Origin of the sequence: Vibrio pomeroyi (assembly GCA_041879425.1) — a bacterium.
Classification (GTDB): Bacteria; Pseudomonadota; Gammaproteobacteria; order Enterobacterales; family Vibrionaceae; genus Vibrio; species Vibrio pomeroyi_A.
The window spans coordinates 1672752-1692160 of sequence record CP090855.1; the positions used below are offsets into that span (position 1 = coordinate 1672752).

17 protein-coding genes are annotated in these 19409 nt (G+C 44.6%); 11 read left to right on the forward strand and 6 right to left on the reverse strand.

Annotation, left to right across the window (positions count from 1 at the left end; genetic code table 11):
- Window positions 1-33 precede the first annotated feature (33 nt).
- The gene (locus L0992_23340) at window positions 34-591 is read right to left on the reverse strand and encodes a hypothetical protein (protein XGB69316.1); all 558 of its coding nucleotides are present in this window, start codon (window positions 589-591) and stop codon (window positions 34-36) included.
- 534 nt (window positions 592-1125) lie between these two features.
- Here L0992_23340 and L0992_23345 point away from each other — a divergent pair.
- Both L0992_23345 and L0992_23350 read left to right on the forward strand, forming a co-directional pair.
- On the forward strand, window positions 1126-1815 hold the full coding sequence (locus L0992_23345) for a response regulator transcription factor (protein ID XGB69317.1): 690 nt from the start codon (window positions 1126-1128) through the stop codon (window positions 1813-1815).
- Window positions 1808-3157: a HAMP domain-containing histidine kinase gene (locus L0992_23350; GenBank protein XGB69318.1), complete on the forward strand. Its 1350-nt coding sequence runs from the start codon at window positions 1808-1810 to the stop codon at window positions 3155-3157. Before L0992_23345 ends, L0992_23350 begins: the two co-directional genes overlap by 8 nt.
- Window positions 3158-3321: 164 nt before the next feature.
- On the opposite strand, the gene L0992_23355 is transcribed toward L0992_23350, so the two are convergent.
- The gene (locus L0992_23355) at window positions 3322-3852 is read right to left on the reverse strand and encodes a GNAT family N-acetyltransferase (GenBank protein XGB69319.1); all 531 of its coding nucleotides are present in this window, start codon (window positions 3850-3852) and stop codon (window positions 3322-3324) included.
- Between the two features lie 226 nt (window positions 3853-4078).
- Between L0992_23355 and L0992_23360 the strand changes: the two genes are divergently transcribed.
- Window positions 4079-5344 (forward strand): HD domain-containing protein, encoded by a 1266-nt coding sequence (locus tag L0992_23360; GenBank protein XGB69320.1) that lies wholly within the window; start codon window positions 4079-4081, stop codon window positions 5342-5344.
- A 164-nt stretch (window positions 5345-5508) separates the two neighbouring features.
- On the opposite strand, the gene L0992_23365 is transcribed toward L0992_23360, so the two are convergent.
- The 4 genes from L0992_23365 to L0992_23380 form a co-directional block, all read right to left on the reverse strand.
- Window positions 5509-5958 (reverse strand): PTS sugar transporter subunit IIA, encoded by a 450-nt coding sequence (locus L0992_23365; protein ID XGB69321.1) that lies wholly within the window; start codon window positions 5956-5958, stop codon window positions 5509-5511.
- Window positions 5955-7211 carry a PTS ascorbate transporter subunit IIC gene (locus tag L0992_23370; GenBank protein XGB69322.1) on the reverse strand — a complete coding sequence of 419 codons (1257 nt, stop codon included), beginning with the start codon at window positions 7209-7211 and terminating at the stop codon, window positions 5955-5957. The genes L0992_23365 and L0992_23370 overlap by 4 nt, the downstream gene beginning before the upstream one ends.
- A gap of 10 nt (window positions 7212-7221) precedes the next feature.
- A complete protein-coding gene (locus tag L0992_23375) occupies window positions 7222-7491 on the reverse strand; it encodes a PTS sugar transporter subunit IIB (GenBank protein ID XGB69323.1) in 270 nt (89 codons plus the stop codon).
- A gap of 284 nt (window positions 7492-7775) precedes the next feature.
- The gene (locus L0992_23380) at window positions 7776-8252 is read right to left on the reverse strand and encodes a hypothetical protein (protein XGB70417.1); all 477 of its coding nucleotides are present in this window, start codon (window positions 8250-8252) and stop codon (window positions 7776-7778) included.
- A 613-nt stretch (window positions 8253-8865) separates the two neighbouring features.
- Between L0992_23380 and L0992_23385 the strand changes: the two genes are divergently transcribed.
- From L0992_23385 to L0992_23420, 8 genes are all read left to right on the forward strand, one after another.
- The gene (locus L0992_23385) at window positions 8866-10074 is read left to right on the forward strand and encodes a NupC/NupG family nucleoside CNT transporter (protein XGB69324.1); all 1209 of its coding nucleotides are present in this window, start codon (window positions 8866-8868) and stop codon (window positions 10072-10074) included.
- Between the two features lie 297 nt (window positions 10075-10371).
- Window positions 10372-10641 carry a hypothetical protein gene (locus L0992_23390; protein XGB69325.1) on the forward strand — a complete coding sequence of 90 codons (270 nt, stop codon included), beginning with the start codon at window positions 10372-10374 and terminating at the stop codon, window positions 10639-10641.
- Between the two features lie 113 nt (window positions 10642-10754).
- Complete coding sequence (locus tag L0992_23395; protein ID XGB69326.1) at window positions 10755-12203, forward strand: TolC family protein; 1449 nt, start codon at window positions 10755-10757, stop codon at window positions 12201-12203.
- Window positions 12200-13444, forward strand: a complete 1245-nt coding sequence (locus L0992_23400) for an efflux RND transporter periplasmic adaptor subunit (protein ID XGB69327.1) — start codon at window positions 12200-12202, stop codon at window positions 13442-13444. The genes L0992_23395 and L0992_23400 overlap by 4 nt, the downstream gene beginning before the upstream one ends.
- Before the next feature lie 2 nt (window positions 13445-13446).
- Window positions 13447-16635, forward strand: coding sequence for an efflux RND transporter permease subunit (locus L0992_23405; protein XGB69328.1), 3189 nt, complete (start codon window positions 13447-13449; stop codon window positions 16633-16635).
- Window positions 16636-16774: 139 nt separating this feature from the next.
- Entirely contained in the window at window positions 16775-17485 is a 711-nt protein-coding gene (locus L0992_23410) for a response regulator transcription factor (protein XGB70418.1), read from the forward strand.
- Window positions 17482-18735 carry a HAMP domain-containing histidine kinase gene (locus L0992_23415; protein XGB69329.1) on the forward strand — a complete coding sequence of 418 codons (1254 nt, stop codon included), beginning with the start codon at window positions 17482-17484 and terminating at the stop codon, window positions 18733-18735. Before L0992_23410 ends, L0992_23415 begins: the two co-directional genes overlap by 4 nt.
- Window positions 18735-19352, forward strand: coding sequence for a class I SAM-dependent methyltransferase (locus L0992_23420; GenBank protein XGB69330.1), 618 nt, complete (start codon window positions 18735-18737; stop codon window positions 19350-19352). Before L0992_23415 ends, L0992_23420 begins: the two co-directional genes overlap by 1 nt.
- Window positions 19353-19409: the final 57 nt, after the last annotated feature.

The window sequence follows — 19409 nt, forward strand, 5'->3', positions numbered from 1 at the left end:
GTTTGTCTTTATATTTATTTTTAATTTAAACTTTTACAGGTTCAGTGAGCGGATGATTTTCGTCACTTTACCTTGCGGCGTGGTCTCGATGACATAACCTTTCTTATCATCAAAAATCTCGCCATCAATCAACTGCCATCCATTTGGTTGCTTTGTGATCTCTTTAGGGAAGTCCTTGTCGAACATCGAATAATTTGGATAGACGGTTTCGATGGCTTCGAACAACAGCTGAGCTTCATCTTGGTTAGTGACCACGAAGTTTTCTTTAAGACACATGGTTAACTCTGGTAATGGCTGGGTTGTGTAAGGTTCTGTCACTGTACCCAATACACCGTTGTGTGAGTAAAAGAGGTATGAACCACTGCTACTTTCACTGCCGTCCGGCGACTTGATTGAAGGCGTGGCGCTGTAGAATTCACAGCTAAAAACCATCTTCTGAATAATGCTGCTTTGTGGTGTCACCTGAATGTCTATCCAAGCACTGACTTGTTCTTGAATCTTGTTCACAGTGTCATGTTTATTGGTGTCAGCAATAAGCGGTGTTGAAACTAAAGCAGTGGTTGTAAGTAACAGTGAAAGCGATTTATTCATCTTAAAGAGGGCCCTGTGTCCAAGTGGTGGTTGTCTAATAACGAGTTAATTTATTGGTCGGGTGAATGTTACTTTAGGAACTTACCGCTTAACAGGATCTGTGGTGTGCTCAATAATGGAAAATACTGGTTCATTAAATAAGTAATCGATTTCTTTTGATTTCAGACACAACCCATTGGTTTATTAGACTGCGTGTTTGTCACTTTCTAGTGTTATTCACTGGTATGAACTGAGTGTGCGGATGGTTGATTTGATCGGAATTTGTAAACGCCTTAAATGTAAGTGCGCGTAAGAAAATAAAGCAAATGTAAGCGAACGATAAGCGGACAAAACACGTCAGCTCTTTCCTCTGCTTGCTACAGCCTTTATAAAGAAAGGCTCAGTGGTTGCTGAATACCGTATTTTGTAAACGTGCATGTACAAAAGTGATTACTATGTTTTGCGTACGGTAAAATTAAGGCTCTAATAACAACATTGATGATATATGATCAGTATATATACTGCCCTCGCTTTTAATAAATACTGGTGATAGGAATGTCAAAAACCAAAGTGCTCATTGTTGAAGATGACCAAGAGATAGCTCGTTTAACTACGCTTTACCTCGAAGCTGAAGGCTACAGTGTTAGCGTTGTTCATGAAGGGAATTTGGCACTTGAAGCGATCCGAAGTATTGAACCTGATTTAGTGCTATTGGACTTGATGCTTCCAGGCATGAGCGGCGCGCAGATCTGCCGTCAGGCTCGTGAGTTTTACAATGGCATGATCTTAGTGCTCACAGCTTCTGCCGATGAAATGAGTGAGGTCAGCTTATTCAAGTTTGGTGCGGATGATTATGTTGCCAAACCGATTCGTGGCCATGCCTTATTAGCTCGAATTGAAGCGTTATTGCGTCGAGCTGCGCCTGCTGCAAAAGCGCAAGAAACCGCGGCTGAAAAGCAGTGCGATATTGTCATCAATAGTTCGGCTCAAAGTGCCACCTTGTATGGGCAAAACCTCAAGCTTACCTCTGCTGAGTTTGAAATCTTAAACCTCCTTGTGAATAACATCTGTCAGGTCGTGACTCGAGATCAGTGTTGTCAGCTATTCAGAGGGATCGATTACGCGTTTAACGACCGCTCGATTGACATGCGCGTTTCTGGTTTACGCCGCAAGCTGCGAATTCACGCAAAAGACAAACAGCTGATCCGCACGGTTCGCAACAAGGGGTACATGCTGGTTGCGTAAGTTCATTACTGCGAAACTGCGCTCGGTTTCGATGTTTGCTCGTTTGTACCTTGGCATTGTGACGGGAATGTCGGCAACGATATTTTTGTTTTTGAACCTTGGTGAAGGGCACATGCGAAGAACCGAGATTGAAACCTTCCTCAACGACGGTATCTACTTTGCTGAGCAGTACACTCGCCAACATAATCAAGAAAACTCACTCTATAAAGAACTCGATAGAACAGGCTACCAACAATTTTATATCTTCAATTTACGCCTGTTGGAGAATTGGTCGGGCGAAGCGCCTTGCCAACGATGTGAGCTGTACACCACCTTAAATGGTGTGCCGATTTATCTGAGTGACAACAATCTTTATTCGGCAGTCTTTCAGTTGCCGAATTCTCGATTTAGCTTTGCATTCAGTGAGGTAGGGGATTTCTTCTCTCCCGAGATTGAATGGTATGAGGATTCAGAAAGGCACTTCCTAATAGGGTTGTTACTGGCTGTCATTGTGGCGATTGGAGCAAGTGTTTACTTACCTGTGAGGCGTTTTCAAGAAAGAATAGAGCTGTTAGTCGAGAAGCAAAAACAGTTCGGTAAGGGCAAGCTCAGTACCCGTTCGGAGTTGGACGAGATTCATCCTGTGTCTGATTTGGCGAGCAGTTTTAACTTCATGGCTGAAGAGATTGAAAGCAAGGTGAAACAGAGTCATATCTTCGCTCAAGCTATCCCTCATGAAGTGCGTACGCCGTTGAGTCGTATTCAGTTGGCGACTGATATTTTAAGAAGGGGAGCACCGGAACATCATCAAGCGCTTTTTGACGATATTGATACCTACATTGAGGATATCAACGACCTCACATCAGAAATTATCATGTTGTCGAAGCTGAACGTTATGGATAACTCCTTCTTTGAACTGGTAAAAGTGAGAGCTAGCCTGCTTGAGTACTGTCTAGATAGGATTCGCTATTCGCAGTTGGATAACGTGACCTTCGATTCTAAAGTTCAGCAAGAAAGCACGATAAAATGTGATTGCTCAATGGCGCGCTTGGTGTTTGATAACATTCTTAAGAACGCAGGCAACTACACCCAAGACAAAGTGTGGATGACGCTCGATGAGAACTCAGAAAACTGGCTGGTGGTGATTGAAGATAATGGTTCTGGGATCCCAGAAGAGCGACGTGATGAAGTGTTTCTTCCGTTTTCTCGTTTAGATTCAAGTCGAACATCGGCAACGGGTGGATTGGGATTAGGTCTTGCGATTGCTCTATCGGCCGCTAAAAAGCTCTCTTGGGATATTAAAATTGACGACAGTAACCATGGTGGAGCAAAGTTCAGTATCGTAATACCTAAGACCGTATAACTGGGCGCTTTAAGAGTTGCTTACGTTCTAGGTTCCAGATCCTAGGTTTTAGATTCTAAGTCCTATGCTCTAGGTTTATCTTCGTAAAATGAAAAAGCCACGGTCGAATACCGTGGCTTTTTAGTATGCTCATTTTCCAAGAGGTGAGTGCTTAAGACGTAATGCTAAGAGCGGTGAAGTCCGTAAATAGCATGGTCAACGATACGACCATTTAAGTTCTCATTGCGCGTGATGATGCCTTCTAAAGTGAAATGTAAGCGCTCACATACCTTGCGACTGCTTTGGTTGCCCGTTGCGGCAGATATCTCGACCTTTTCCATATCTAACTCATTGAAAGCAATATCAATCAGCTTCGCGACCACGCGGGTAACAATCCCCTTTCCCTGATACGTTTCAGACAGCCAATAACCTATCGTGACTTTCTGCTTATTGTGGTCAATGGTGTTGAAGCTGCAGTTACCGACGATATTATCTTTATACACAATCGCACAGGTCATGCTTTGGCCTTCTGCGTAATCGTGCAGCGAGCGCTGGATGAAGATCCTAAAATCTTGCTCGGTTTTGCAATGCGGTGGCCACACAAGCCATTGGCTTAGGTACTCATTCTGGCTTTGTGAGATCTCTGCGTAATGAACAGCGAAACTCTCTTCAACCAATGCGATGGATAGTTCGTCATCAATAACTGTCTTAAACATGTCTTTCCTTTTCTTATGGCTGCTGATTTTAGTGAATCTTAGTCGGCAGGATATAATGTCGCATGATTTTTAATATGCAACCATTTGTAGCACGGAATTTTCGTGATACGTTAGTTCTATCACGAAACTCATTAAACCTTACAATAGTTGTGTATATAATCATTAAGTATGCATTAGTATTGGCGGCCTAAATATATAAAAACTATAAAAAAGCTAGGCTTAATTAATGAATCAACATTGCCAGGACGTGACCGTAGACCTAAGGAAGGCTCTATTTGGTATTGCTAAGGCGCTTGATAACGTCGGTTTCGAAAGCAAAAATCATGGACAGAGGGTGGGTTACATCGCTTATCGATGTGCTCTGAGCGTGGGATGGGAAGAAGAACAAGCGCAACTTGCGTTCTCATTGGGGTTAATTCACGACTGCGGTGTCTCGCAAATTGATGAGCAACGTAGTTTGGTTTCAGGGTTCATTCCTGACTCAAGTTACCACCATTGTCAAAAGGGTTACCAAATACTAAAAGAGTGCCCAGTCCTTTCTATATTCGCTAAGCCAGTGCTTTATCATCACACCCCTTGGGTTGAGTTAAAGGCTATTCATATTAGCGAGTTGGAAAAAGAGCTAGCAGCCATTGTGATGTTGGCCGATAGGGTCGACTACTTGTATGGCATCACTTCTTCAGATCGTTATGGAAACCTCACACCCGATGGCAAAGCGAGCATCATTGAACGCTTGACTGAACAAGCGGATGAGATGTTCGAATCCAACCTTGTGCAACACATGTGTGAATTGGTCGATTTGGATGATTTCTGGTTCTCGATGGAGATCCCTTATATTGAAAATATGAGGGATAACTTTGAACCTGTGCCATTCTTCTCCCAGCAAATGTCGTTGGATGAGACGGTCGCCTTCGCTGAGTTTATTGCCAATGTTGTGGATACCAAGAGCTCGTTTACCTTTAAGCACTCTTTGAAGGTAGGGCAGCTCTCTGAATACCTTGCCAAGCAGATGGGTTATTCGTACACCACTCAGCGTAAACTCTATTTAGCGGGCTTGGTTCATGATATCGGTAAACTGCAAACCCCTAACGACATTCTGCATAAGCCGGATTTACTTACTGAAGAAGAGTATTGCTGCATTAAACGTCACGCTACGGACACTCGATTCGCTCTGCAAGAGCTATTCAGTTCTCCTCAGGTTTGCCAGTGGGCATCTAATCACCATGAAAGGTTAGATGGCTCGGGCTATCCAATGGGCAAAACGGCTGAAGAGCTGGATCAACCGAGTCGAATCGTCGCTGTGGTCGATGTATTCCAAGCGTTGACTCAGTCTCGCCCTTATCGTGCAGGCATGACGCTAGAACAGACGATGGCTATTTTGACGGACCACGTTGATAACTTTAAGTTGGATAGAGAAGTGTTTGAGTGCCTTAAAAAACACGCGCAATACTGCTTTGAATTATCGACAGATAAAAGAATGTACGCATTTTAGTGCCAGTGAGTCTTTTAGATGTGTGATTCCCTAAATCACGCTTGATGAAAAATGACTTAATGCCAGAAACAGAAAAGCGATAGTCGAGGCTATCGCTTTTTTAATGGGGGTTTTCAGGAGATCAACATCAGTAAGAACTAAAGGTTAAGACCTAAAAATAGAAGCTAGTAGCGCTTTAAGATCTCGATGATCGCTTGCTCAGTTTCCGCTGCGATAATGGCATCAATGTCGTCATCATTTTGGAACAACTCTGATAGCGCCATAATCGTATGGATGTGGCTATCTGAGTCCATCGCCGCCAGAGTAATTGAAAGATAAACGTCACCGTTGTCTTCCGACTCTAAATCAACCCCCTTCTTGAATACTGTCACTTGCAGTGATGCTTCGTTCACACCATCTTCAGGACGAGCATGAGGCATCGCAATCTTTGGCGCTAGAACATAGTACGCGCCGATGTCCTTGTGCTTTTGCTTGATAGCTTCAACATAGCTTGCTTCAATTTTGTTGCTTGCTAGCAGTGTTGAACATGTCACATCAATCGCTGCATCAACCGTCAGGTTCTCTTCAGAGTTGATGATAACGCCTTGGTTACCAATTAAATCGAATAGGCTCATGAAACAATCCACCCTAGAATCAGACCAACTACACCGAAGTCGAAGTCAGCAAATGTTGTTGCTTCAAGACCAAGGCCACCTAGAACTGGAAGCAGTAGCATTGGTAGGAAAGAGATACATAGGCCTTGCGTGAATGAACCTAGAACCGCACCACGTAGACCGCCAGTTGCGTTACCGTAAACGCCTGCTGCACCACCTACGAAGAAGTGAGGAACAACGCCCGCTACAATGATTGTCCAGCCAAGTGCGCCTTGAACTGCCATTGCTAGTAGACCAGCAGCGAAAGAACAAAGGAAACCGATAAGTACCGCGTTTGGCGCTACAGGGAATACCATTGGGCAGTCTAGAGCAGGTTTCGCACCCGGTACTAGCTTGTCAGAGATACCTTTAAATGCAGGAACGATTTCAGCAATCAGCATCTTCACACCTTGCAGTACGATGTAAACACCGCCGGCAAACACAAGAGACTGCATGAAAGTGAACACTACCCAATTTTGACCATTCGAAACGGTTTCTACAAAGTCACCGCCAGCAACAATAGAAGCAAACATGAAGAAGATTGCCATTGTTGTTGCTACTGCTACAGGTGTATCACGTAGGAACATTAGGCTCTTTGGTACGTTGATGTCTTCTGTTGATTTAGACGTGTCACCGAACTTGCTACCAATGTAACCAGACACTAAGTATGAGAATGTTGAGAAGTGACCCATCGCCAGTTGATCGGTACCCATCACTTTCTCTGTGTATTTTTGAGCAAGTGCAGGCATGATAACCATCAATGAACCCACAATGATCGAGCCAATCGCAACTAGAGCCGTGCCTTGAATGTTCGCTGTAGACAGGATTACTGCTACTAGCATAGACATGAACATTGTGTGGTGACCCGTTAAGAAAATATATTTTAAAGGTGTTAAACGAGCCAATAAAATATTCACAACGAATGCGAAGAACATAATAAGTGCCATTTCGTAGCCGAATGCTTCTTGTGCTAGAGCCACAATTGCTTCGTTATTTGGAATAACACCACTTACGCCGAATGCTTCAGTAAATACCACTGAGAAGTTATTTAGAGCGCCAACAAGAGCACCTGCACCAAAACCTAAAATTAGGAAACCCATTACGGTTTTAATGGTGCCTTTAAGAATGGTAGAAATATCGGCTTTCTGAGCAACTAGGCCAATGAAAGCAATTAAACCTACCATGATCGCTGGCTCTTTTAATAAGCCGAGCATGAACTCGAAAAAGTTTTGCATAATTTTGACCTTACATGAAAGTTTTTAGTTGTTCTTCGATTGCTGCTTTGTCAAAAATATTTTTAAGGCTGATGATGTTCTCTTTACCAGCGTCTTTTAGTTGGTTTGCAACGTCTGTCGCTGCTACCCAAATGTCGGCATTGCTTGATGCAGAAGATGATAGATCTTCGTGATCAACTTCTGCTTCAAAACCAATTTTCTTAGCGACTTCTTTCACTGCCATTTCCATCATTAGAGAAGTACCAAGGCCGTTACCGCAAACTACAAGAATCTTTTTCATAATATTTGTCTCAATTGGATTTTAGGGGTTGAGAAACTTCGTTCTCTTATTGTGTGAGAGCATAGTAATGGAAATATTCAGATTTCAATAAGATCTCCATCACAAAGCTAAAATGAGATTGTGATAGAGATCTCGTTAATTTGCAGTAAAGATCCAGAGTGAGACTTTGATCAAATTTAACTTTTCACTCGAATATGCAACGTATTTTATTGAGAAAGGAAGGCTTAATTAATTTTGACGCTAGGGTATAAATATTTAGAGGCTTTATTGCAGATAATGAGTAATTAATCGTATCGACCGTAGTCAGTAAGCATTTTCTTAAGCATGCTATTAACGTCTTTGGTCTTTTTATTTCTTTTCGTTAACTGACTAAGCGAAGTCGGTTTTGGCGCGGCAACATTTTCACTGTCGACGTCTTCAGTTTTATCTTTCATTTTTTGTACTGCAGGCAATAGCATTCTAATTTCTTCATTATTAGCATTGGTCAGTACAACAATATTTTCAGATTCAACTTGAGTAATGGTTAATATTCCGTGTTTAACAGATTCAACCTTTTCACCAATCATAATTGACTCAGGTGCAACAGAACGATCGGTAAGTTGACCTGTACGTAATTTCGCCGCACTGATAGCGCGGATATTTCCGGTGTTTTCAAACGCGACAATAACAGTGTAGGTATTATAATATTCAACTACTGTCACATAGCCGTGTCTATTTGTTTTGAATCTAGCTCCATTGTTCATGTCGTGCGGAGCTTCCATTTTCTTCACGTGTTTCCTCTCTTAGTATCGATGGCTGTTATATCTAATCAGCTCTATTAGTATTTTGTAGATATTATTTGGTGAGATACCTACAAAGTATATACGCATCTAAAGTTAAGATGAATCTTGAAGTCGTGGGAAATGAGGTAGAGCACAGAAAACTGCTAATAATCACACAGAATTAACCGAGAGGTTACGCTCATGCGCTTAAGGACTTAACATTCGAAATTCAACCTTATACAGATTGTTTACAGTTTTTGAAGCACGAAAACGACGACAAACAATACGTTTTGTTTAATCCTTGACCGCGCGATCGTTTGCGTTAAAAAATGTGATGAAAGTCTCACTTAACTGTTTATACTTCTCTTCCGGTTTTAAGCCGGTGCTTAGCCAATACAAGCCGTCACATGGATATGTGAATGACCCCACGGACCGGACCAGCTACGTTCCACTGCTTGTATAAGGTGATTTTTACATGAACAACTCGTTGTTACAGTCGCTAACTCTGTTAGCTCCTTCATCGCGTAGCGTTTTGCTTGCGGTTCTTTGTCCTGTTCCTTTGATGTCATTTGCTTGGCTCATGTTCACTCTATAAGGATTACTAGGACACATTATGAATATTCTATTTGGTTTTGTCGGTGTTATTGCACTGATTGCTTGCGCGTACCTGCTATCTGAAAGTCGTTCTTCGATTAACTGGAAAACGGTCTCCCGTGCTCTATTACTTCAGATTGGCTTTGCTGCTCTAGTATTGTATTTCCCATGGGGACAGTTGGCGTTAACAAGCCTAAGTAATGGCGTTTCTAGCCTACTTGGTTTTGCAGACGCTGGTATTGCTTTCCTTTTCGGTGACCTTGCTACTGAAGGCTTCATTTTCGCGGTTCGCGTACTTCCAATCATTATCTTCTTCAGTGCTTTGATCTCTGCGCTTTATTACTTAGGTATCATGCAGAAAGTGATTCAAATCTTGGGTGGAGCGGTGCAAAAGCTGCTTGGCACAAGTAAAGCTGAATCTCTGGTTGCAACTGGTAATATATTCCTTTCTCAGGGTGAGTCTCCTCTTCTTATTCGTCCTTTTTTAAAGTCTATGACTCGTTCTGAACTGTTTGCTGTAATGGCAGGTGGTATGGCGTCGGTAGCCGGCAGTGTGCTTGGTGGTTATGCTGGTTTAGGTGTCGAACTTAAATACCTTATTGCCGCAAGCTTCATGGCCGCTCCGGGTAGCCTGTTAATGGCGAAGATCATTGTTCCTGAGCGCAGCACACCAAGTGATTACGACCATATCGAACTAGATAAAGCAGACCAAAGCAACGTGATCGATGCATTGGCAAGCGGCGCGATGAACGGTATGAAAGTCGCAGTGGCTGTCGGTACTATGTTGATTGCATTCGTGAGTGTGATTGCGATGGTCAACACGGGCCTAGAAAGCCTCGGTGAGACGTTCGGTTTTGCGGGTATTACGCTGCAAGCTATCTTCGGTTACCTGTTCTCACCACTAGCATGGTTGATTGGCATTCCAAGTGATGAAGTATTAATGGCGGGTTCTTACATCGGTCAGAAGATCGTAATGAACGAGTTTGTTGCTTTCATCGACTTCGTTGAGAACAAAGCGCTGCTATCTGAACACAGCCAAGTGATTGTGACATTTGCTCTATGTGGCTTTGCTAACATCGGCTCTATCGCGATTCAACTGGGTTCTATCGGTGTGATGGCACCAGAGCGTCGTGCTGAAGTTGCTAACCTAGGTTTGAAAGCGGTCGCTGCTGGTACGCTAGCAAACCTAATGAGTGCATGTTTAGCGGGTATCTTCATCCTGCTTTAAGCTAGGTTTAGCAGAAACAGTTAGATTCACTAAAAGCGGGCACCTTACTTACGGAGTTTACGTAAGAAGGGTGTCCGCTTTTATGTGCCTGTTCGTTAAGGTAATTAGGACTTAACCACTTCTCTCATTATTTCTATTGCGTTTAAGGCTCACTCGGAAGAGTAATAGAGCGAGCCTGTTTTATCCGATATACTTGAATATCATTAGGTTGCGATTAATAACGTTCGTCTCCGATTAAGAACAGTCGGTTTTCACCAGAACAAAAGCAACCAAGTCCAATTAATCAAAGGTCTTCCCATGAACATGCGCGTTCTCATTGGTCTTATCACCGCCTTTATCGGCTTGTTTGCGATGGTTTATCTTATTGCTGGTGGTACTCAGTTTCCTGTCTCTCAGTGGCCGCAAGAGGCTTATCTTGGTTTGGTGTTTAGCGTCGTGTGGGGCACTGGCGTAGCGGCATCGGTGGCGTACTTCTTCTCGGCATTGGTGTTTGTGACGATTGCAGTGGTTTGTTATGCGATTGGTTATAAGATCGGTGGACTCTTCTCTAGCAAGTCAGAAGCGTAAATCAGAAGTTTAAACGTACGCTCTATGCATTTTATTTAGGGTTAACGTTCGCCTTAACCCTCCCTTAACCCCCAACTCGTTATCTTGTCTCCATTCTTACAGGAGACAAGAAGATGAAATTGAATCTTCCTTTAAAACATTCCGTCATTGCGCTGGCTCTGGTTGGTTTGATGGGTTGTACTTCAACCAGTCAGGCTGATTACGTATCGCTAGCCGAACAAAGCACCAACCAAACACAGCAAAGCCTGCTCTCAGAGCTGATTCAACAAGCGTCTGATGAACAAGTTTCGAATCAAACGGCTTCAAACGGCCAAGATCTGGAAGCTGAGAACCTACAGCTCACTGATTTAGTGAATGCGCCCGAGCTCGATCTTTATATTGAGCGTGCACTCCAGAACAGTCCAAGCCTCCAACAAAGTATCACAGCACTCAAAATAGCCTATGCACAACAAGGTGTGACGTCTGGCGACCGCTTACCCACCGTAGATGCGAGCTTTTCAGGAAAAGCAGACGAAGGCACCAACGGTTCAAGCACCACTGAAACCTACACCACAGATGTGACGGTTGGTTGGGAGCTCGACCTATGGCAGAAGCTTGCAGATACAAACAACGCCGCTTTAAAAGACATTGCGACGTCTCAGGCTAACCTTCAGGGCGCTCAAGATCTTTTGGTCGCGAGTGTGATGAGAGGTTGGCTTGATATCAGTTTGAAGCAGCAGCTTGTTGATATTGAAACGCAGCGCTTAGTGATTCTAGAAAATAACGAAGAGCTGGTTTTAGAACGTTACCGCGCAGGGCTAGGTAGCCTTGAAGATCTGGATAACGCAAAAACCAGCAGCGCATCGACTCAGGCCACTTTAGCTGACTACCGCGAACAGCTTGCACAAAGCCGACGTGAATTGGTTTTGTTAACCGGACAGTGGAGTGGTGAATCTGATGAGCTACCGCTTGCGGAACTCGGTTCATTCCCAACCATCATTAATCCGCTAGACAATATGCCAACGCAAGATTTGGCAGGTCGTCCGGATCTTCAAGCCGCTTTCTTCAACATCGAAGCAGAAGCATTGCGCGCAGATGCGGCATACAAAGCGATGCTGCCATCGATCAGCTTATCAGCGAGCCTAACTGACATGGCGGACTCTCCGAGTGAAGCCTTGCTGACTGGACCTTTGTGGAGCGCACTGGGTCAAGTTTCAGCACCACTGTTTCAAGGTGGCAAGCTGAAAGCACAAGCTGAGATTGCAGACCTAACCACAGAAACCAGCTACTGGGCTTACCAAGAAACACTGCTTAGTGCGGTGAATGAAGTGGAAAACGCGATGGGACAAGAGTCGTCACTAACACTTCAACAGCAACACTTAGCAAACGCTTTGGTGAGCGCACAACGCAGCTTCACCAGTTATGAAGAAAAATACCGTCAGGGTTTGGTCGACATTTTTGATTTACTTTCTGTTCAGCAACAAACCTATGACCTTGAAGCGCAGCTAACACAAACCATTTATAACCGTCTCGTAAACCGAATTGATTTAGGCCTAGCTCTGGGCTTGGGAGTATCTTCATGAAACTGAATACCATTACAATCGCCATTACTCTAGTGGCTGGTTCAAGTATTTTTGCAGCTCTTGCTTACAACGGTTCTCAAGTTGCTCCTGCACCTCAGAAGGCGAATGAACTCACAGTTTCAGAGCCTCAAGCTATGTCTCTTGATACGAAGTCTATTGATACGAAGTCTATCGAAGCGACGACCTTGGCTGCGTCACAACAGCAACAAGTATCTGTAGTACTCGCAACGTTGGGTGACTACCAAGCCGAAGTTGTGGGTTATGGCGAAGCGAAGTCGCGTTACGAATTGATGTTTTCAACGGAAGTCGGCGGCCGAGTAGAAGCGATCAGTTCGCAGTTTGAAACAGGGCAAGTGATTGGCCAAGGTGAGGTGATCGCCAATATCGATTCGACCAGTTACCAACAAGCGGTAACGCAAGCTAAGGCGAATGTGGCTCAAGCTCAACTGGATTTATTGGAAGAACAAAGACAAGGCGAACAAGCTAAGTCTGAATGGCAACGTTCTGGTTTGTCTGGCGAACCTGATTCACCTTTGGTACTGCGTGAGCCACAATTGGCACAAGTAACAGCCGCTCTAGAGAACGCCAAGCTTGAATTGGTGAAGGCTGAGCAAGACCTCGAAAAAACAACCTTGGTTGCCCCTTTTGATTCGCTGGTCGTGAGTCGTGATGTTCAACCGGGAAGCTACGCACAAACGGGCGCGCAGATCGCTACGTTATACAGCATCGATGAGGTTGAAGTTTCCGTGCCTCTTTCTGAAAGCCAATGGTTGAGCCTACCAAGCAGCGATAACACGCAATTGAAAGAGCAGCCGTGGCCAGTGACTCTGTCGAGTTCTGATGGTCAATTCCAATGGCAAGGTTATGTCGAGCGAGTAGAGCAGCACTTACAGCAAGACACGCGTCAGCGCTCATTGATCGTTAAAGTCGACAACCCTTTGGAGCAAGAGAAAGATCTTTATCCAGGCACATTCGTACAAGCAACGATCTCGGGCAAGCAGTTAACTCAATTGTGGGAACTTCCAGCTTCTGCACTTTCGCAGCAGGGTGACCTGTGGTTCGTCGATGACAACGGTCTGCTTTCTAAATCAAACGCGGATGTTGAGTTCGAAAAGGGCGGTTTGATTTATATCGATCCTACTAAACTGAACGTGGAAATTGGCGACAGTGTACAAGTGGTTAAGCGTCCGTTAAGTAGCTTTAAAGCGGGCATGGTCGTTCTAGCTAAGGCGGAGAGTTAATCATGTCTCATGAGTTGAAACCGAATAACCAAGTGGATAGTAACCAGACGCCAAGCAAGCCACATACTGGTGCAATCGCATGGTTCGCGAATAACTCTGTGGCGGCGAACTTGCTGTTAGTGGGCGTGATTATCATTGGCCTATTATCACTGAACTCATTGCGTAAAGAAGCGTTCCCAAGCCTTGAACCCGATGTGGTGACAGTGTCGGTGACCTATGACAGTGGTGACCCTGTTCAGGCGGAAGAAGGCCTTGCGATTAAGATTGAAGATGCGTTAGAAACCGTGCCGGGCATTAAGCGCATCACGTCAACTTCTGACGCCAACGGTAGCCATGTTTCGATTGAGAAAACGAGCACTTACGATCTTGATACCCTATTAGCCGACGTGAAAACCAAGGTTGATGCGATCAATAACCTACCTGCAGGTGCCGATAATCCAGTGATCGATAAGGCTCGTATGCAAGATCACGCCTTGTGGGTACAGCTTTATGGGGATGCAGACAGAGCAACGCTTCAAAGCTTAGCCGAGCAACTTAAGTCGGATTTACTGAGTCAGTCTTCGATTCGCGATCTGGAAATCAAGGCCAAGGCTGATCCTATGATTTCAGTCGAGGTTGATGAGAACAAGCTACAAGCTTACGGTTTAACTCTGACTGACGTTTCAGAAGCGATCAATGCAGAGTCTTCTGCTGCAATCTCTACTAGCCTTCGCAACGGCGAAAAAACGGTTCGTTTGAAGGTGTCGGAACAGGCGTATGAGATCCAAGATTTCAATGCGATTCCGGTGATGACGACTCCCGATGGCACTCAAATTACATTGGGTGACATTGCCAACGTTGAAGACATGTTTGCCGACGATACCTTCATGCTGTCTCGTTATAACCAACAGAATGCGATGGCGATTCAGATCGTAATGGATGAATACGGAGACGTCGTCAGCATTGTTGAGCAAGCCGAGAAAGTGGTAGAGCGTTGGGAAAACAGCAACATGCTACCTAGCGATGTCGAAATCGAAACTTGGTACGACAAAAGTACCATGATCAAAGACCGTTTGAGCCTGTTGGTGAAGAATGCGCTCACCGGTATCGCTTTGGTATTCATCGTGTTAGCGGTCTTCCTTAACGTGCGTGTCGCTTTCTGGGTAGCAGCGGGCTTACCGTTTGTCTTTTTTGGCACCATGTTCTTCATGACCGACACCTTTATAGGGTTAACCATCAATGAAATGACCACCTTTGGTTTCATTATGGCGCTCGGGATAGTGGTCGATGATGCTGTGGTGGTCGGGGAAAGTATCTACTCCACGCGCAAAGAAGAAGGCGACTCGATAGGCAGTACCATTCGAGGCACTATGAAGGTGGCGTCACCGACCATATTTGGTGTGTTAACGACCGTCGTTGCCTTCTTAGCACTGGCTAACGTTGAAGGCAAAATGGGGCAGATTTACGCTCAGTTCGGCACGGTCGTGACTGTCTGTTTGTTACTGTCTTTGGTTGAGTCTAAATTCATTCTGCCATCGCACCTTGCACACATTAATACTAAGCGCAGCGAGAAGAAGGGGCTGTGGGCTCGCGTTCAACATGCTGCCGATACTGGATTAGGTTGGTTTAATAAGCGCATCTACTGTCCTGTGATTGAATGGGCGCTGAAACTGCGTTACGCCGTGGTGATGGTTTTCTTGTCACTGCTTATCTTGGTGGCAGGATTACCAATGACGGGGGCGGTTCGTGTGGCGTTCTTCCCTGATATGCCGGGCGACACAGTGACAGCCGATATGTCGATGCAAAACGATGCCAGCTTTGGTCAAACACAGCAGAACTTGTTGGTGCTTGAAGCGGCAGCAAAACAAACCGATGAAACACTGAGATCTCAATACGGTGCTCAAGGTGAACCATCTGAATTGCTTAGCCTTCAGGTTATCGCCGATGCTGATGATTCGGGGCAGGTAAGAATTGAGCTCGACAGCGACAGTGTTTACACATCCAATGAATTTGCAGATTTATGGGAAGAAACAGTTGGCCAAATGGAAGGCGTTAAGAAGTTGAAAGTCTTGTCTAAAATGGAGATGGTCGACAACTTCAAAGTAGAACTGAAAGCGTGGAATGAAGAATCAGTAACGGCTGCGGGCAATGAGTTCTTAGCCAAACTGCAAACCATCGACGGTGTGAGTGGCATTGACCACAACTTGGACCTTGGTGAACCTCAGTATCGCTTTGAATTAACACAACAAGGCCGAGCATTAGGGTTTGATACTGCAAGTCTTTCACAGCAAGTATTACAGGCGTTTGGTGGTGACATTGTTCAGCAATTCCAACGTGGTAAAGATGAGGTGAAAGTTCGAGTTCGTTACCCGGAGTCGGATCGCCAAACCATTGCGGATATCAAGCAATCAAGTGTGAGAACCAACGACGGTACCGTGGTGCCTTTGAGTACGGTTGCTGAAGTACATTCAGATTACCAAGTATCAGAGATTACACGCATTGATAGCCTGCGCGCGGTTTATATTAGTGCTGTATTGGATAAAGATGTAGTTGCGCCGGCAGAGCTTGTTCGTCAGCTACAAGACACATTAGTACCGGATCTAGAAGCGCAGTACCCGGGATTAACGGTCGATTTTGCAGGCGAAACGGAAGAGCAAGAAGAGACGGCTAGCTCGATGATGAGTATGTTTGTGCTCGCTATGATTGCGATTTACACACTGCTTGCTATCCCGCTGAAGTCTTATATACAGCCGGTGATCATCATGACGGCGATTCCATTTGGTATTGTTGGCGCAATCCTAGGACACTGGTGGAATGACTTAACAATCAGTATCCTATCGTTAAACGGTATTCTCGCGTTGAGCGGTGTGGTGGTGAATGACAGCTTGTTGTTGGTTTCTCGTTTTAACGAGTTAATCAAAGAAAAGGGTAAATCGGTTCACGATGCAATTGTTGAAGCGTGTTCAGGCCGACTGAGAGCCGTATTACTTACATCGGTGACGACGTTCGCAGGTTTGACGCCATTGTTAAGTGAAACGTCTTTGCAGGCTCAATTCCTGATTCCTGCGGCAGCGGCATTAGGCTACGGTATTCTGTTTGCGACGTTTATTACACTGATTCTGACACCAGCATTGTTAATGATTCAGTGTGAGATTAAGTCTCTGATTCTTAAAGTCACAAATCGAGTCAAAGGCGTTGAACAAACAGCTTAACAATGGCTAAGCTAGTGATATCTAGGCTGATGATTGCTGAGTGAGTCTCTGCTACATCGGTCTAGGTTCGTTACTAAACAAGACATTAAAGTTCACTGCATAACAAGCCACAATACAACTAACAATAGAGGTCGTCATGATGGCAGAACCCGTCACTAATAAACTCACAGATAAGCTTCAATTGCTATTGGTTGAAGACGACCTCGATTTGGCGAGGGCTGTTATCGATTACCTCGATTTAGAAGACATTCAGTGTGATCACGCAGCGAATGGTTTAGCTGGACTCAACCTTATCGAAACTAATCGCTATGATGCGGTGATTCTCGATCTTAACTTGCCTAAAATGAATGGCTTGCAGGTGTGTGAAAACTTGCGAGCACAAGGTATCGATACTCCCGTATTGATGCTGACGGCGCGTGACACGCTCGATGACAAGTTGACGGGTTTTTCAAAAGGTGCGGATGATTACTTGATCAAACCATTTGCGATGGAAGAGCTGATTGTTCGAGCGCAAGTATTGGCAAAGCGACGCAGCGGTCAGGTGAGCCGCTTATCGGTGAGTGATTTGGAGATCGACATTAAACAACATCAAGCTTATCGCGCGAATTCACCTCTCAAGCTTTCGCCAACCGCACTCAAAATCTTAGAAGTGTTGATGCGTTCTAGCCCCAACCCTGTTTCACGAGAGACGATCATGCAGGGCGTGTGGGGTGACGATCAACCCGACAGCAATAGCTTAAAAGTACATATCTTCAACCTGCGTAAACAAGTCGATGCTGAACAAGACAATAAGCTGCTGCATACCATTGCGGGCAAAGGCTTTGCGATTAAGGAGTTACGACAAGAATGAAGATCAGACCAAGTTTAAGGATCTACGTTTTATTGGCGATTCTGGTTACAGGTGTCACGACGATTCTGGTTCTGTCTGCATTGAGCGTAAAATACTTTGTCTCGGGTATGGATATCGCGATGCGTGGTTCTATGATTGCTCAAGCTCAGCAAGACGCGGTGAAACCGGGCAAACCGATGAACAATCAAGAATTTACTGTAGCAACGCAATGGAGCGATCTTCCACAAAGCATCCAGAACAATCTTAAGCAGAACGAACTCCAATTCAACCTCATCACAAAAATGATCATTGGTAAATCCATATTCTCACCTCCGGAAGAAGGTTATTTTGCCATGAAGGTGATGAAAGGTGATGAGATTCGATATGTTTCTGCCGTATTTACTCAAAAGTCTGATCCCTATATGAATGATGATGGGCTTCCGCACTTTGTGACGATCTTTTTGACCGCATTAGGCGCGATTGCGCTGTTCGTTGTTATTCTGATTCTGGTATTACGTAAGGTGGCATCGCCTGTTGAACAGCTAAAGAATTGGGCTAAGTCGTTAGATAAAGATAACCTGAGTGAACCCACTCCCGATTTTCATTTCAGTGAGCTGAACACCTTGGCTAACATCATTCGTGATAGCTTAAGTTCGGTTCAAAGCAGCTTAGAACGAGAGCAGAAGTTCTTAGGCTATGCGAGTCACGAGTTACGCACCCCTATCGCTGTAACAAGAACTAACAGTGAACTGTTAGAGAAGCTGATTCAAAAAGGCAAGAGCCCAGAAAAGCAGCTTGAAGTGATAGACCGAATTAAGCGTGCGGGTTTCACAATGACAGACCTGACCGAGACCTTGTTGTGGCTAACTCGACAACAAGACAAAGATTTACCTCTGGAAAACATACGTCTTGGCGACATGCTACAACAGATAAACCATGACTTAATCTATCTATTGAATGGAAAGGCTGTGGTCGTGAATATTGAAAGCGATGACACACAGTGCCAGTTGCCAGTAGGGCTCACCCGAATCGTATTAACTAACTTGATTCGTAATGCCTTTCAACACACAGGAAGCGGTACTGTAAACATGGTACAAGTCGGTTCAAAAGTGACCATTGTTAACCACAACACCGACGGCACGGTAGAAGACAATAATCTCGGCTTTGGTCTTGGGCTAGAGTTAACCGAAAAACTGCTCGCACAATATCAATGGAAATATCACAACCAAGAGTTGGCGGGTGGTCGTGAAGTGTGGGTAGATTTCTCATAATGCATTGGCGTGATCGTTTTAAGGTGTATTGGTATCACCGAAAGCAAACTAATCGTTGGCAGGGTGACAAGGCAAAGTCTTTAGGTTGGACTAACGAAGAGAGTCAATTGTGTCGCTTCGAAGTCATCGCACGCTCGGCCGACTTTGAAAAAAAGAGTGTTTTGGATTTGGGGTGTGGTTATGGAGAGTTATTCGAGCTGCTCGATAGTATCTACCGCATTGAATCGTACACAGGTGTTGACCAACACGCCGATTTTCTTAAGAAGGCCAAGCAAAACTACACCGAAGCTCACTGCAAGTTTATTGCGGGTGACATGAGTAAGATGAACCTACAAACGCACGATGTGGTTATTGCCAGTGGCTCTCTGAACTATACCTCTCGTGATTCCGACTATCTGACTAACATGATTACTCGTATGTTTGGGCTAGCGAATCAGACAGTGATTTTTAATCTGCTCAATTCAAGCCAATATCCTTCGCGCAATACCTTGATGAGTTATCACCCTCAAGGCGTTTATCGTTTCTGTAAAACGCTGTGTGATGATGTCTCCTTAATAGAAGGTTACACAGAAGGGGATTTCACGATAGTGATGAATAAAGCCGCCTCTGAAGCTTGAGGAGCGGCTATTCTGGTTTGATGTAGTAGTAATGGAACAGACATTAAAAAGCCGCAG